We start from the raw sequence: 14,893 nt of genomic DNA, 5'->3' as shown, positions 1-14,893 counted from the left end.
GATATGCGTTGGCTTGCGAAACACCCGATAACGCAGCCTCACAGGCGCAGCATCGCCATCAACATAGGGGCTATAAAAAGGCCAACGGCCTCTTTATACCCAAGTCACACACCATCAAGATAATTTAAAGCGCGCCACCAATGCTTGCAGCTTGTCGGCATCCTCAGCAAGCTGCTTGACCGCTATTTTATTTTCATTGGCCATCGTCGAAGAATTCTCCGAGTAACCGGCGATCTCAGTTACCGTTTGATTCAGATTTTCACATACCTGACTCTGCTCTTCTGCCGCCGTGGCAATCACCACCGACATATCCTGAATCTGATTCATATGTTCAACCACTTTATTCAGCTCTGACATGCCTTGCTCTGACTGCTGCACTGCCAGATCGGTTTGCTGAAAACTATGTTGCATACTTCTCACCGCCTCGCCCGAGGCCTTTTTCAGCTGCTCAATACTTTCATGTACTTGCAAGGTGCTCGTTTGCGTGCGGGTTGCCAAGGTACGCACTTCATCGGCCACTACGGCAAATCCACGCCCCTGCTCGCCGGCACGAGCCGCTTCGATAGCCGCATTCAAGGCCAATAGATTAGTCTGCTCGGCAATTTCCTGAATCACACTGACCACCGAAATAATATCCTGCACATTATGCTCTAAAGTCGAAATCGCTTTATTCGAGCCAGAGACATCTTCGGCCAACACTTTGACCGATGTCGTCAACTCGGTAACACTTTCCCCCGCACGTCCCACATTGTCACGGGATTCGTTGGTTGAGGTCGCTGTTTCAGCGGTGTTATGCGCAATATCGGCAGCCGTTGCCGACATCTCAGACATTGCCGATGCCGAGTGTTCTATCTGTATCTGCAGCTTTTCTTGCTGTTCACTGACCGCATGGATTCTATCGCTGATAAAACTCGCGCGTTGAGTCACACTGTTAGACAGGCTGATAACATCACTAATCATTTTTTCTAGCGTTTCAACAAAGTGATTAAAGTTATGCGCTAGTTCGGCTAATTCATGATTGCCATCAACATGTAATCGAGCACTCAGATCCGCTTCACCTGAGACCAACTCTTTCATCGACACGGAGATACTCTGTAACGGCAACATAATGGAACGTTTAACCAGCGAACTAAAGATAACAACCAACAGCAATAGCACCAGGCTCGCGATTCCGAAATAGGTCATTAGATCGTTTAGACTAGCGCTAGAAGCCTGATCCATCTCAGCGTGTACCGAATGCACATCATCGAGATAAAACCCAGAACCGAGCATCAAATCCCAACGATCAAGGTAAAGCGCATAAGACAGCTTTGCTTCCGGTATTTGTTGATTCAACTTCGGATAATGGTAATTGACAACACCGCCGCCCTGCTTAGCCACTTTAAGCAGTTCACGCACGATATAAACACCGTTTGAATCTTGCAAATCCCAATAACTCTTGCCTATACCCTTATCACTATTGCCTGTAAATACCCGCTCTCCCTTGCCGGTATAGCCAAAGAAATAGCCATTATCGCCATATTGAAGATTCTTCAGGATAGGCAAGGCTTCTGCGAGCGAGCCGCCGGTTTCATAAAGATGCTTAATAGCGCCATAGGCGATCTGATCCATATACTTAAGCTCTTCACGCTTGATGTCCATAAACTTAGCTTCGGTAAGCTTAAGCTGCTCCTGTCTTAAATGATCACTTTCAATGAACGTGAGCACAAACAAAACGAGCGCCAATACAACAACAGGAACAGTACTCATGATGGTAAGACGCTTACTGATTGATAAAGCCATTTAACGAGTCTCTTTTATAAGTGGTTAGGCATATTACATACACAATCGGCACAGTTTTCAATCATAGACTCACCATTTCGAGGCCCTATAAAGCAGGCCACGAAGCGACAAAACAGATAGATCAAACTGACATAAAAAAAGCGGCATAAGCCGCTTTCATACTGACGTAATGCATCAAATGTCAATCACATCAAACTCGACTAATGGGCTCACATCGGCATCATAATCGATATCCGCCAAACCGAAGCCAAACAGTTTCAAAAACTCATCCTTATAAAGTTGATAATCGGTCAACTCAAAGAGGTTATCGCTGGTTACCTGCGGCCAGAGTTCGCTACATTTCTGTTGAATATCATCGCGCAGCTCCCAGTCATCCATGCGCAAGCGGTTTTTGTCATCGACCTGACCCGTTTGACCCGCAATACCGGTGCTGAATAAACGGAACACCTGCTCCATGCAACCTTCATGAACGCCCTCAGCCCGCATGATTTTGAACACCATCGAGAGATACAGTGGCATTACCGGAATAGCAGAACTCGCCTGCGTCACCACGGATTTCAAAACCGCCACATTGGCGCTACCAGCCGTTGCGGCTAATTTAGTGTTTAACTCTGCCGCCGCACGATCGACATCTTTTTTTGCCTGTCCCAGCGCACCATCCCAATAGATTGGCCAGGTAATCTCGGTACCAATATAGCTATAGGCAACTGACTTGCAACCATCGGCCAGCACCCCAGCCTCATCCAGCATATTGATCCACAACTCCCAATCCTGACCGCCCATCACGGTAACAGTATCGGCAATCTCTTGTTCGGTTGCTGGCTCGACTTCGGCTTCGATAATAGTATCTTTATTAGTATCGATTGCCGTCGAACGATAACTTTCGCCAATGGGCTTCAAACATGAACGCACCACTTCGCCGGTATCCGGCAGTTTACGCACGGGCGAAGCCAATGAATAAACCACTAGATCTATTTGACCCAAATCGGCTTTAATCAAATCGATTGTTTTTTGCTTCGCTTCATTCGAAAAAGCATCGCCGTTTAAGCTTTTAGCATACAAACCGGCTTCATGCGCTTTTTTATCAAATGCCGCCGCGTTATACCAACCCGCCGTGCCGGTCTTTCTTTCCGTCGCAGGTTTTTCAAAAAACACGCCAATTGTCGCGGCACCACATCCAAATGCAGCAGAGATACGTGACGACATACCGTAACCACTGGAAGAACCTATTACCAAAACACGTTTAGGGCCATTTTCTATTGCCCCCTGCGCCTGAGTATAATCGATTTGTTCCTGAATATTACGTTCACATCCAACGGGGTGAGTTGTGGTACAGATAAAGCCACGAATCTTCGGTTTGATAATCATTATGGATCCACTTTACTTGTCATTCTCTCTGTCGGATGTGGTTAAGCTATCCGTACCGAGATGATTTTAAATCGCTGTTTGAATCGGCAGCTGAAACAGCCGATAAAGATAACTGATTTTAACCCGACAATACAGGTAAAGCAGACGTATAGCACATAAAAAAAGCCCACTTTAACTGAATAAAGCGAGCTTTTAGGCGGTTATAAGCGGCGATGACTCCCTGAAAAAGATCACATCCGCCTTGTTCCTGAGGTTAACTTAACGCTTAAAGCTTTGCATCGAGTGCGGGCACCGCCTCAAACAGATCCGCCACCCAGCCATAATCGGCCACAGAGAAAATGGGCGCTTCTTCGTCCTTGTTGATAGCAACAATCACTTTAGAGTCTTTCATCCCCGCTAAATGCTGAATCGCGCCGGAGATACCCACGGCGATATACAGATCCGGAGCGACAATTTTACCAGTCTGACCAACCTGCATATCATTCGGTACAAAACCGGCATCAACGGCAGCTCGGGATGCACCGACAGCCGCTCCCAGCTTATCCGCCAACGAATCCAGCAAGGCAAAGTTTTCACCATTACCCATACCTCGACCACCGGACACAATCACCTCTGCCGCAGTAAGTTCTGGACGATCACTTTTAGCCATGGTTGCACCAATAAAGCGTGAAATACCCGCATCATGAAGCGCTCCAATAGTTTCAATCTCCGCGCTGCCACCTTCAGCCGCCGCGGCATCAAAGCCGGTTGTGCGTATAGTCATTACTTTAATCGCATCGAGGGATTTAACCGTTGCAATGGCGTTACCCGCATAAATGGGTCGTGCAAAGGTATCCTCACTCTCAACCGCGATGACATCAGATAACTGAACCACATCCAACAACGCGGCGACCCGTGGTAGGAGGTTTTTACCGGCCGTTGTCGCAGGCGCAATTACATGTGAGTAATTCGCGCCGAGTTCTGCCACCAATAAGCTCATATTTTCAGCCAATTGATGTTCATAAGCTGGATTATCGGCCAGTAAAACTTTGCTAACGCCTGTCACTTTGACGGCAGCATCGGCAACCGCCTGACATTGTCCTCCGGCAACTAACACATGGATATCTGCGGAAATTTGCGACGCCGCCGTCACCGCATTTAACGTTGCGCCTTTTAAAGATTGGTTATCGTGTTCTGCAATAATCAAAATAGCCATCAGATCACCTTCGCTTCATGCTTCAATTTATCCACTAACTCATCAACCGAGGTCACCTTAATACCCGCTTGACGTTCAGCTGGCGGAGCGACTTTTAATAGCTGTGTATGAGCTTTCACCTCAACACCCAACGCCTCTGGCGTTTTAGTCTCTAGCGGTTTACGCTTCGCCTTCATGATATTCGGCAATGATGCATAGCGCGGTTCATTGAGGCGCAGGTCGGTCGTCACAATAGCCGGCATCTGCAGTTCTACTGTTTGCAAGCCACCATCGACTTCACGCGTCACCTGAAGCTTATCGTCCGCCACTTTAACCTCTGAGGCAAAGGTGCCTTGAGGCATACCCGTCAATGCTGCCAACATCTGACCAGTCTGATTATTATCAGAATCAATTGCCTGCTTACCCAAAATAACCAGCCCAGGCTGCTCTTCTTCAACCACTTTGGTCAGTAACTTGGCCACCGTTAAGGATTCAAGATTATCATCGGATTGAATCAAGACTCCCCGATCGGCTCCCAAGGCTAAGGCCGTCCGAATCTGCTCTTGTGCCGCTTGCGGGCCTAAAGAAACCACCACGATTTCAGACGCAACGCCGGCTTCTTTCAAACGCACGGCCTCTTCTACGGCAATTTCACAGAAGGGATTCATCGCCATCTTTACATTATTCAGATCAACATCACTGTTATCAGATTTCACGCGCACTTTAACGTTGTAATCGATAACCCGTTTGACAGTTACTAGCACTTTCATCTGTCTTTCGCCTTTTACTTATATTTATATCTAAAATGGATCACGCTTAACTCATATTTCTAATAAAAACAGAAGCTTAAGTTACTCCTCATTCTATCTTTCAAGCCCGATGACACAACCACCCTATCGGGGGAGAGGCTTATCAAGCGAAGCTCAGGGCTTTAACGCATGCCTGCCTGATCCATCAGGTCTGCTATCTCACCCAGAATGCTTTCATCATCGATTGTCGATGGCATTTTATACTCATCGTTGGCGGCAATTTTACGTAAGATAGCCCGTAAAATTTTACCGGAGCGAGTCTTCGGTAAGCGCTGCACGATGATGGCTCGACGGAAACAAGCCAATGCGCCAACCTGATCACGCACTAGCTGCACCAGTTCAGCCTCTAGCTGGGATTCATCGACCTCTTCGCCCGCTTTTAGCACAATCAGTCCTACCGGTACTTGCCCTTTGAGTGCATCGTTAGCGCCGATCACCGCACATTCGGCGACGGCAGGATGGGAAGACACTACCTCTTCCATCTCCCCCGTTGACAGACGATGGCCCGAGACATTGATCACATCATCGGTACGCCCAGTAATGTAGACATAGCCATCATCATCGATAAAGCCACCATCACCGGTGTGATAATAGCCGGGGAAAGCAGTGAGGTAGGAATCGGTAAACCGCTGCGGTTGATTCCAGATATCCCAAGCCACACCCGGCGGCATTGGCAGCGTAACGACAATATTCCCGGTTTCATTGGCTTCAACCGGCTGTCCTTCACCATCGACCACGCGGATATCATAACCAGGAATTGCTTTATTGGTGGACCCTAAACGCGCCTCTGAGGGATTCTCCCACCCCATCATCGGCGAGGTCATCGGCCAACCCGTTTCTGTTTGCCACCAGTGATCGATCACCGGTACTTGCAACAAGGTATCGAGCCATTGGTAGGTGGACGAATCGAGTTTTTCACCGGCAACGAACACCCAGTTCAGGCTGGATAGATCATACTTCTGGGCCAACGATCCTTCAGGATCTTCTTTACGAATCGCCCTAAACGCGGTGGGCGCGCAGAACATCGAGTTAACCTTATATTCATCGATCACACGCCAGAAGGTACCCGCATCGGGGGTTTTAATCGGTTTACCTTCAAAGAAGATCGCACTGCAACCGCCCATTAGCGGGCCATAGACAATAAAGGAGTGGCCCACCACCCAACCAATATCGGATGCACCCCACCACACATCACCGGGATTCATGCCATAGACATTATGCAGCGCGTAATTCAACGCAACCGCATGGCCGCCGTTATCACGCACAATACCCTTGGGTGCCCCCGTGGTGCCTGAGGTATAAAGAATGTACAGCGGATCACTGCCTTTTACGGGCACACAATCGGCAGGCTCTACGCCATGCTGACAGTCATACCAATCCAGATCTCGCGCCGAATTCATCTCGGCGAGTAGCATCGGCCGTTGACAGACAATCGTATGCTCTGGCTTATGGGTTGCTAGATCAATCGCTTTATCGACCAGCGGCTTATAAGCAATGGTCTTATCAAATTCGATGCCGCAGGAAGCGGTCAAAATCACCTTCGGCTGAGCATCATCGATACGAATCGCCATCTCGTTAGGCGCGAAGCCCCCAAAAACAACCGAATGAATCGCGCCTAAGCGGGCACATGCCAACATGGCCACCGCCGCCTCGGGAATCATTGGCATATAGATAACCACCGTATCCCCTTTGCCAACGCCCAGCCGTTTTAAGCCGCCCGCGAAGCGAGCCACTTTGGCATGCAACTGTTTATAGGTAATCTGTTGTTTACTGTTGCTGGCGGGTGAATCGTAATACAGGGCAACCTGATCACCTCGCGTTTCGAGGTGTTGATCCAGTGCGAGATAGCAGCTATTCATTTCGCCATCGGCATACCAACTAAAGGTGCCATTTTCGGTTTTGCTCAGAATCGTTTCCGGCGCTTTAAACCATTGAATACGCTTTGCTTGTTCAGCCCAGTAGGCTTCTGGATTCTGTTGCGCGGCCAGATATTCTTCGTTATATCCCATTACCGACTCCGGTGTTGTTTTTATAGAGGGAGTCTGCCGGCGATGAACACCGGCAGCGGTGCTAGATTTTTAGTGCTAATTAATTGTCTTGATACAGTTTGATGACGCTCGAGAAATCGAGACCGCCATTGCCTTTGGATTTGTGCAGGCTAAACAAGGAACGGGCAGCAGACCCCATCGGGACGGGTGAATTACTCTGCTGACTCAGTTGCATCGCCAAACCGAGATCTTTAAACATCAGGTCGACCTGGAAACCTCCTTTATAATCATTCGAGGAAGGCACACCATCCATCACACCCGGCACTGGGTTGTACACTTGTAGCGCCCAGTTATTACCAGAGCTTTGCTTCATGATTTCAGACAATACGGCTGGATCGAGGCCATTTTTCATGCCCATATTCAGCGCTTCACTGGTGCCCGCCATCAGAATCGACAGCATCATGTTATTACAAGCTTTGGCGATCTGTCCGGCACCACTTTGCCCCGCATGAAAGATATTCTTACCCATGCAATCAAGAATCGGCTTAGCTTTGGCAAACTGTGCATCCGTCGCCCCCACCATAAAGGCCAACGTTCCCGCGACGGCACCACCGACACCGCCAGAAACCGGCGCATCGATAAAGCTTAAGCCTCGCTCATTGGCCGCGGCCGATACACTTTGAGCAGTGGCTGCATCAATGGTTGAAGAGTCAATAATCAGCGCGTCTTTTGAAATGACATCAAACAACGGTGCATCACCGGTTTGATACAACCCTTGCACATGGACACCGGCGGGTAACATCGATACCACAAAGTCGGCGCCGGTGGCCGCTTCGGCTGCGGATGCGGCAGCATGTCCGCCCTCGGCCGCGACGCTATCTAGTGCTGCCTGAGATAGATCAAATGCCTTAACCTCATGTCCTGCTTTCAGCAGGTTAATTGCCATGGGACCGCCCATGTTGCCCAAACCAATAAATCCGATAGTTGCCATATCACTTTGCCTCTTATACTTATTCTGGACTTCAACCGCCGCCGACTGAATTCGCCGCTCGACAACGCTCGGTTATCATAACAGTGACGTACTTCAGACGGCCTTTATCGATGTCCTTGGATTGCAAAAAACTGTTATCAATCGTTTTTAACTCGAAACCTTCATGCTCTACTTTTATGCAGTACTTTTATGCAGTACTTTTATGCTGACAGCGTCGCCAAAGGGTTAACCGCCCAAGGCGCAACAAAGAACTGATCGACAAACGCCGGATCAACCTCGTGTACTGTTTTGTAGGTCCATTGCGGCGCGCCATCTTTATCGACTAACAACGCCCGCACACCCTCTGGAAACTCACGGTGTTTACAACTCTGCACTGACAACACTAACTCGCTCTCAAACACCTCTTTAAGCGACATATGTTGAGTCACTTCAAGCTGCTTCTTAATTAGGTGCAGTGCCAGTGGGCTACCATGGCTGATCGCTTTTTTCGCCCGCGAGATCCATTTATCATCGCTTTCAACCGCCATCAGCCCCTCAACCAAATCGGCTAACGAATCGGCATCGGTGATCTGCTCAATAAAGCGGTAATGATTCTGTACTGGTGAGTCAGCATTAAAGGCTGCTTGAGACTCGGCTTCTAGTTGCCGTAAGACACGATTAGTCGCGCCATAGGCACAACCTTCCCACTGTTCAGATTGCAGCTTTTCAACTAGTTCAGCGCGGCGATCCGAAGCGATAAAGCGATCCGCTAAGCCTAAGAACAGAGCATCGGCAGCATTCATCGGATTACCGGTGAGCCCCAAAAACAGTCCCGTGCGGCCCGGCATATGATTCAAAAACCAGCTACCACCGACATCGGGATACAGCCCAATCGTCACCTCAGGCATCGCCATATGAGTACGTTCGGTTACAACCCGATGGCTACAACCGTTCATCAGGCCCATACCGCCGCCCATGACGATACCGTGGCCCCAACAGATAATTGGCTTAGGGTAGGTATGAATGCTGTAATCGAGGATATATTCTCGGGTGAAGAAATCCGTGGGGAAGTCAGGATCGGCATCGCCGCTCATCGATTTATACAGATTAACCACATCGCCACCGGCACAAAACGCCTTCTCACCCGCACTATCAAACAGCACGGCGACGACCGTATCATCCTCTCTCCAACTCTCTAGTTTAGGTTGAATCAAGTCGATCATCTCTAACGTCAACGCATTCAAGGTACGCTCTGCGTTTAGCTGAATCTCAACAATCTTTTTACCATCCTGAGTAGGATATTCATTAAACAGCACACAGCTCATTATTATTCTCCTGTATCCCGCTTAGCGGTTTTTCCATTCCGGTGCGCGTTTGCCAAGAAACGCATTTACACCCTCTTTTTGATCTTCAGTAAAGAAGAGATCGACAAACAATTCACGCTCTAGGATATAGCCGGCATCCCAGTGCTGCGTGCGATTATTCTGAATCAGCTGTTTACATGATGCGACCGATGTTGGGCTTTGCTGTGCGACATTGGCGGCGAGTTCCAGCGCTTTCTCTAATGCTTGCCCTTGCGGAACAACCTCTTCCACTAAGCCGATCAGCTCTGCTTTAGCCGCTTTAATGCGTTCACCGCAGAGAATCATCCGTTTCGTCCAGCCTTCACCGACTAACATGGTCAGATTCTGTGTCCCACCGGCGCAGGGCAATAACCCCACTTTGGCTTCAGGCAGAGCCATCTGGGACTGCTCTTCCGCGATACGAATATCACAGGCCAATGCCACTTCTAAACCACCGCCCATAGCAAAACCATTAATCGCCGCGATAGAGACGCCACGGAACTGACTGAGCGCCTCAAAGGCTTCGCCAAAATAGCGCGCCATATCCCGTGCCACACTACGATCACCATCGGCAAACAGGTTGAGATCGGCCCCAGCAGAGAAAAACTTCTCACCCTGACCGGTAATCACCAAACTATAGATACTGCGATCCGCATTCAGCTCTTCTACCAGCGCTTTTAGCCCCTTTAGGCTCTCTTCAGTCCAGGTATTGGCTGGCGGGTTATTCATAGTCAGCAGCGCAATATTGCCCCGTTTTTCAACGATCAACTTGTCGGTCATATTGATGTTCCTTTACCGTGTCGGTGCCTTAACACCGGTTATCACTCATCGAGGGTGATTGAAGTATTAAAATTTACCCGTGACGCGAGCCGTTATAGCAACTCGGCCGCATTCTCTAGCAATAATCGACGGGCAATAATCACGTTCATAATTTCATTGGTACCTTCCAGAATCCGGTGGACACGGTTATCTCTTAAGAAACGCTCCATCGGATACTCTTTGATATAGCCATTACCCCCGAAAATCTGCAAGGCCTCATCGGCCACGCTAAAGCCGACATCGGTGGCAAAGCGTTTAGCCATGGCACAGTAAGTGGTTTTATCTGGATGATTATTATCGAGACGGGAAGCGGCCATGCGCACCATTTGACGGGCGGCCACCAGCTCGGTTGCCGCATTAGCCAACTTAAACTGCAGTGCCTGAAAATTCGCCAAGTTCTGACCAAACTGCTTACGTTCATGCATATACTCAGTGGCATTATTTAACGCTTGCTGAGCGGTACCGATAGAACAAGTGGCAATATTAATACGCCCCCCATCGAGGCCACGCATGGCGATCTTAAAGCCATCGCCTTCTTGCCCCAACAAGGCGGACGCTGGAATGCGCACATCATCAAAGGTAATCATGCGGGTCGGCTGACTATTCCAGCCCATTTTCTCCTCTTTACGACCGTACGTAATGCCAGGCAGTTTGGCATCCACGGCAAAGGCAGAAATCCCCTTGGCTCCCTCGCCACCGGTACGCGCCATCACCACTAAGCAATCGGTCGCTCCGGCACCGGAGATAAAAATCTTACTGCCATTCAATAGGTAGTTATCTCCGTCTCGACGGGCACTGGTTTTCAACGCGGCCGCATCGGACCCCGCATTCGGCTCGGTCAAGCAGTAAGAGGCTAACTTTTCACCGGCGGTTAACTCAGGACACCACTGTTGCCGTACCGCGTCTGCGCCAAACTCGGAGATCATCCAAGTCGCCATATTATGGATCGTGATAAAGGCCGTGGTTGACGTACACCCCATCGCCAACTGTTCGAAAATAATGCTGGCATCTAAGCGACTGAGGCCTAAGCCGCCGACATCTTCATGGCTATACAAACCACAGAAACCTAATTCACCTGCCGCCTTCAGCACCTCAACAGGAAATGTCTGTTGTAGATCCCAATCACCCGCATGCGGCGTCAGCTCGTTCTGAGCGAACGCGCGGGCCATATCGGCAAACGCTATCTGTTCTTCGTTCAGTTCAAAATCCATAAATACTCCGTACCGACAAACTCAGTAGATTCTTATTGTTATAACCATTCACGTATTATGCTTAATGACGCTCACCGCCGAAGCCCGCCGTTGACTGTCGTCAAATATTGCAGGCAACGTTAGCCGCTAACCTCTACAGATCAGCGGCCTTGAGGCATCGTTATTTAAGGTGGATGGTGGTGTTAACACCCTGATCAATATCATCCTCAAACCACCGCGCCGTGACTGTTTTCGTTTCGGTGTAGAACTTAACCGCCTGCTTACCATAAGCATGCTGATCACCGTAAAACGATTTTCTCCAACCGGTGAAAGAGAACATCGGCAGTGGCACAGGCACCGGTACATTGATACCGACTTGACCCACTTTAATTTCATGCTGATATTTACGCGCCGCCGCACCCGAAGAGGTGAAGATAGAGGTACCGTTACCGTATGGGTTTTCATTGATCAGCTGAATCGCTTCTTCAATGGTATCCACTTCCAGAGTAATCAGAACCGGTCCGAAGATCTCTTCTTGGTAGATTGACATATCACGGGTGACATTGCGGAACATGGTGGGTCCTACCCAGTTACCATCGGGATAACCTTCGACCACACACTCAGAACCATCAAGGATACAATCCGCTCCGGCATCTTTACCTTCCTGAATGAAGTTAAGCACCTTCGCTTTAGCCTGTGGATTGATCTGCGGACCATAACCGGCTTCTGGATCATTCCATGCACCGGGGCGTACTTTAGCCAGCGCATCACGTACTTCAGGAATCCACTCACGAGATTTACCGACAAATACGGCTACCGAAATCGCCATACAGCGCTGACCCGCCGCACCAACAGAGGCACCTGCAATACTGTTAACAACCTGATTCTTAGCCGCATCCGGCATGATGACCATATGGTTTTTGGCACCGGCAAACGCCTGTACCCGTTTCATATGGTCAGTACCGGTACGATAGATATGCTCACCTACCGCCACCGAACCGACAAACGATATCGCGGGGGTATCTTTGTGCGTTAACAGCTGATCAACGACATCTTTAGCGCCATGCACAACTTGTAGCAAACCTGCAGGCGCACCGGCTTCTGCAAACAGCTCAGCCAAGCGCATCGGCGTCAACGGATCTTGCTCAGAGGGCTTTAAGACAAAGGTATTACCGCAAGCAATCGCCATCGGAAACATCCACAACGGAATCATCGCGGGGAAGTTAAAGGGGGTAATACCGACACACACACCTAACGGCTGAGTAATACTGTAACAATCGATTTTACGGGCAACGTTTTCTACCGTTTCACCCATGCTCAAGGAAGCGATATTGGCGGCATGCTCAACCACTTCAATACCACGCCATACATCCCCTTTAGCATCATCAAAGGTTTTACCGGTTTCTTGAGATAGCAGTTCAGCAATCTCATCATGATGTTCTTTTAGCAACGCCTGATAACGCAGCATTAAACGGGCACGTTCACCCACAGGCATCTCTTTCCATGTTTCAAATGCCGTCTTGGCACTTTCAATCGCCTGTTCGACTTCGTCCGCTGTCGCGCAGGGCACCTGTGCAATCACTTCCTGAGTCGCCGGATTAGTCACCGGAATCCAGTTATCGCTACGGCTTTGAACCAACTCGCCATTGATCAGTAGAGGAACTTGTTGCGTCATCTTTTGCACCTTTGAAGTTTGTTAAACCATCTATTTTTGTTTTTGGTAGATCCCGTTTACTAAGCGGGTCGAGCAACTCATGGGTTCACATTAAACCATAGCTTCTGATTCGCTATGATTGATAATGTTGCTATATTAATGGACTATATTGCTATTTAATACATGAATACCCTAATAACCCCTTAATACCTTAGTCGAGTGCTGCCAATGAGTACCCCTTCCAACTGGCCTTTACCCCCCCAGAGTATTCGCTTTGTCATACCGCATAAAATCATCAAAAAACTCATACAAAACAGTCTTTCAAGAGATATTTACCCGCTTGGTGCGGGTTATTATAAACATGCCGTAGGGCATCGAATGGAACGCCTTAAACACGATGATCACTTACTCATCTATTGTCTCGAGGGAAAGGGTAAAATCAGATTTAACCAGAAGAATATTGCGGTCAACAGTGGTGACTTAGTGGTACTGCCTCGAGGTGCGAGTCATCAATACGCCTCTAGCCAAAACTTTCCATGGACCATCTACTGGTGTCACTTTGAAGGTCAGTTGGCCGATGATTTTATTCATCACCTCCAGATTCCGAGTAACAAACCGGTGGTTCATTTAGGCCTGCACAGTAATCTAGTGAGCGAGTTCGAAGCTCTCTTAGAGGCCCGCCATAGCAGCTATCATCTCAACGCCTTTATTAATGCGGCGAATCAGTTGCGTCAGATACTCACCCATATTGCGCTGTTGCAACCCTTGGTGCGGAGTCAGGATGCCGATAGTTTCAATCTGGAAAAAATTCACAGTCTGATGCAAGCGCATATTCACGAACAACTGGATATCGATACCCTCGCTCGCAGCGTCAATCTATCGAAATTCCACTTTATCAAACGTTATAAAGATGCCACCGGCACCACACCAATCAATCACTTTATTCAATTAAAGATCGAACGGGCCTGCCATCTACTGGATATAAGCACCCGCACCATTGCCGAAGTCGCGTTTATGGTGGGCTATGAAGATGCCTATTATTTTTCCAGAATATTTAAAAAAGTGATGGGGATTTCACCGACTCAATATCGCAAACTGCAGGTCGGCGCTTGGTCCTATAAGAGTTTTAATCAGGAAAGCTAAACTGAAAAGCTAAATGAGCAAGTTAAGCAAGCCGCTTAAGCGATCAAGAAACACAGTGCCTTAGTCCTATCAGCACACAACCGCCGTCATTAACCATACAGCCATTATGACTGACGGGGGTATCTCAACTATCGGGCTATTGAGTCCGGCGCAGCGGTTATTGCCACTCCTGCATCACCACATGCGTAACCACTTTGACGCCACTGGGCAGCTCTTGATCCACCTCTTCGAGAATATCATGCAGGCGCTGCATCGATGAAAATTCAAGATACACCAACAGATCCACGGCGCCACTAATACCATGACAGTACTTAACTTCGGGGTATTGCAGCAGAAACTGCACCAAGGGCCGACACTTAAAACCACCGTTCTTAATCTCAAAATGTGCCTTCAGTGGCCCACTTGGATCGACGTGAGTGGAGGTCAACACCCGATACCCAAGAATATCCCCCTGCTCTTCCATGCGCTTGATGCGCTCAGATACCGCAGGACGAGACAGGCTCACCTGCTCGGCGATGGCGGAGACACTCTGACGAGCATTACGTCGCAGCGCGGCGATTATTTTTTGATCAAAACTATCCATGCGTATACCCGAGGTTTCAAAACGTCAGTAGCTCTGTGAAAAATGCTGCAGATCGACAGTAAACCACGAC

The 14,893-nt window shown here is 48.9% G+C and carries 12 protein-coding genes; 1 reads left to right on the top strand and 11 read right to left on the bottom strand.

The window, feature by feature from the left end:
• Nucleotides 1-114: 114 nt before the first annotated feature.
• From Q4488_RS01825 to Q4488_RS01780, 10 genes are all read right to left on the bottom strand, one after another.
• The gene (locus tag Q4488_RS01825; protein WP_303578740.1) at nucleotides 115-1,782 is read right to left on the bottom strand and encodes a methyl-accepting chemotaxis protein; all 1,668 of its coding nucleotides are present in this window, start codon (nucleotides 1,780-1,782) and stop codon (nucleotides 115-117) included.
• A 174-nt stretch (nucleotides 1,783-1,956) separates the two neighbouring features.
• The gene (gene fabV / locus Q4488_RS01820) at nucleotides 1,957-3,150 is read right to left on the bottom strand and encodes an enoyl-ACP reductase FabV (protein WP_303578739.1); all 1,194 of its coding nucleotides are present in this window, start codon (nucleotides 3,148-3,150) and stop codon (nucleotides 1,957-1,959) included.
• 265 nt (nucleotides 3,151-3,415) lie between these two features.
• Nucleotides 3,416-4,345 (bottom strand): electron transfer flavoprotein subunit alpha/FixB family protein, encoded by a 930-nt coding sequence (locus tag Q4488_RS01815; protein ID WP_303578738.1) that lies wholly within the window; start codon nucleotides 4,343-4,345, stop codon nucleotides 3,416-3,418.
• Nucleotides 4,345-5,094, bottom strand: a complete 750-nt coding sequence (locus Q4488_RS01810; RefSeq protein ID WP_303578737.1) for an electron transfer flavoprotein subunit beta/FixA family protein — start codon at nucleotides 5,092-5,094, stop codon at nucleotides 4,345-4,347. Before Q4488_RS01810 ends, Q4488_RS01815 begins: the two co-directional genes overlap by 1 nt.
• Nucleotides 5,095-5,255: 161 nt before the next feature.
• Nucleotides 5,256-7,142 carry an AMP-binding protein gene (locus tag Q4488_RS01805; RefSeq protein WP_303578736.1) on the bottom strand — a complete coding sequence of 629 codons (1,887 nt, stop codon included), beginning with the start codon at nucleotides 7,140-7,142 and terminating at the stop codon, nucleotides 5,256-5,258.
• A gap of 79 nt (nucleotides 7,143-7,221) precedes the next feature.
• A complete protein-coding gene (mmsB, locus tag Q4488_RS01800; protein ID WP_303578735.1) occupies nucleotides 7,222-8,112 on the bottom strand; it encodes a 3-hydroxyisobutyrate dehydrogenase in 891 nt (296 codons plus the stop codon).
• 200 nt (nucleotides 8,113-8,312) lie between these two features.
• Nucleotides 8,313-9,416, bottom strand: a complete 1,104-nt coding sequence (locus Q4488_RS01795) for an enoyl-CoA hydratase/isomerase family protein (protein WP_303578734.1) — start codon at nucleotides 9,414-9,416, stop codon at nucleotides 8,313-8,315.
• Nucleotides 9,417-9,437: 21 nt separating this feature from the next.
• Nucleotides 9,438-10,214 carry an enoyl-CoA hydratase gene (locus tag Q4488_RS01790; protein ID WP_303578733.1) on the bottom strand — a complete coding sequence of 259 codons (777 nt, stop codon included), beginning with the start codon at nucleotides 10,212-10,214 and terminating at the stop codon, nucleotides 9,438-9,440.
• Between the two features lie 92 nt (nucleotides 10,215-10,306).
• Nucleotides 10,307-11,464 (bottom strand): acyl-CoA dehydrogenase family protein, encoded by a 1,158-nt coding sequence (locus Q4488_RS01785; protein ID WP_303578732.1) that lies wholly within the window; start codon nucleotides 11,462-11,464, stop codon nucleotides 10,307-10,309.
• A 160-nt stretch (nucleotides 11,465-11,624) separates the two neighbouring features.
• On the bottom strand, nucleotides 11,625-13,118 hold the full coding sequence (locus Q4488_RS01780; RefSeq protein WP_303578731.1) for a CoA-acylating methylmalonate-semialdehyde dehydrogenase: 1,494 nt from the start codon (nucleotides 13,116-13,118) through the stop codon (nucleotides 11,625-11,627).
• A 207-nt stretch (nucleotides 13,119-13,325) separates the two neighbouring features.
• Between Q4488_RS01780 and Q4488_RS01775 the strand changes: the two genes are divergently transcribed.
• Complete coding sequence (locus Q4488_RS01775; RefSeq protein WP_303578730.1) at nucleotides 13,326-14,240, top strand: AraC family transcriptional regulator; 915 nt, start codon at nucleotides 13,326-13,328, stop codon at nucleotides 14,238-14,240.
• A gap of 157 nt (nucleotides 14,241-14,397) precedes the next feature.
• Here the strand turns inward: Q4488_RS01775 and Q4488_RS01770 are convergent, their stop codons facing one another.
• Nucleotides 14,398-14,823, bottom strand: coding sequence for an Lrp/AsnC family transcriptional regulator (locus Q4488_RS01770; RefSeq protein ID WP_303578729.1), 426 nt, complete (start codon nucleotides 14,821-14,823; stop codon nucleotides 14,398-14,400).
• Nucleotides 14,824-14,893: the final 70 nt, after the last annotated feature.

This window comes from Amphritea sp. 1_MG-2023, from assembly GCF_030547545.1.
GTDB lineage: Bacteria > Pseudomonadota > Gammaproteobacteria > Pseudomonadales > Balneatricaceae > Amphritea.
This window is presented reverse-complemented; position numbering and strand designations above follow the sequence as displayed.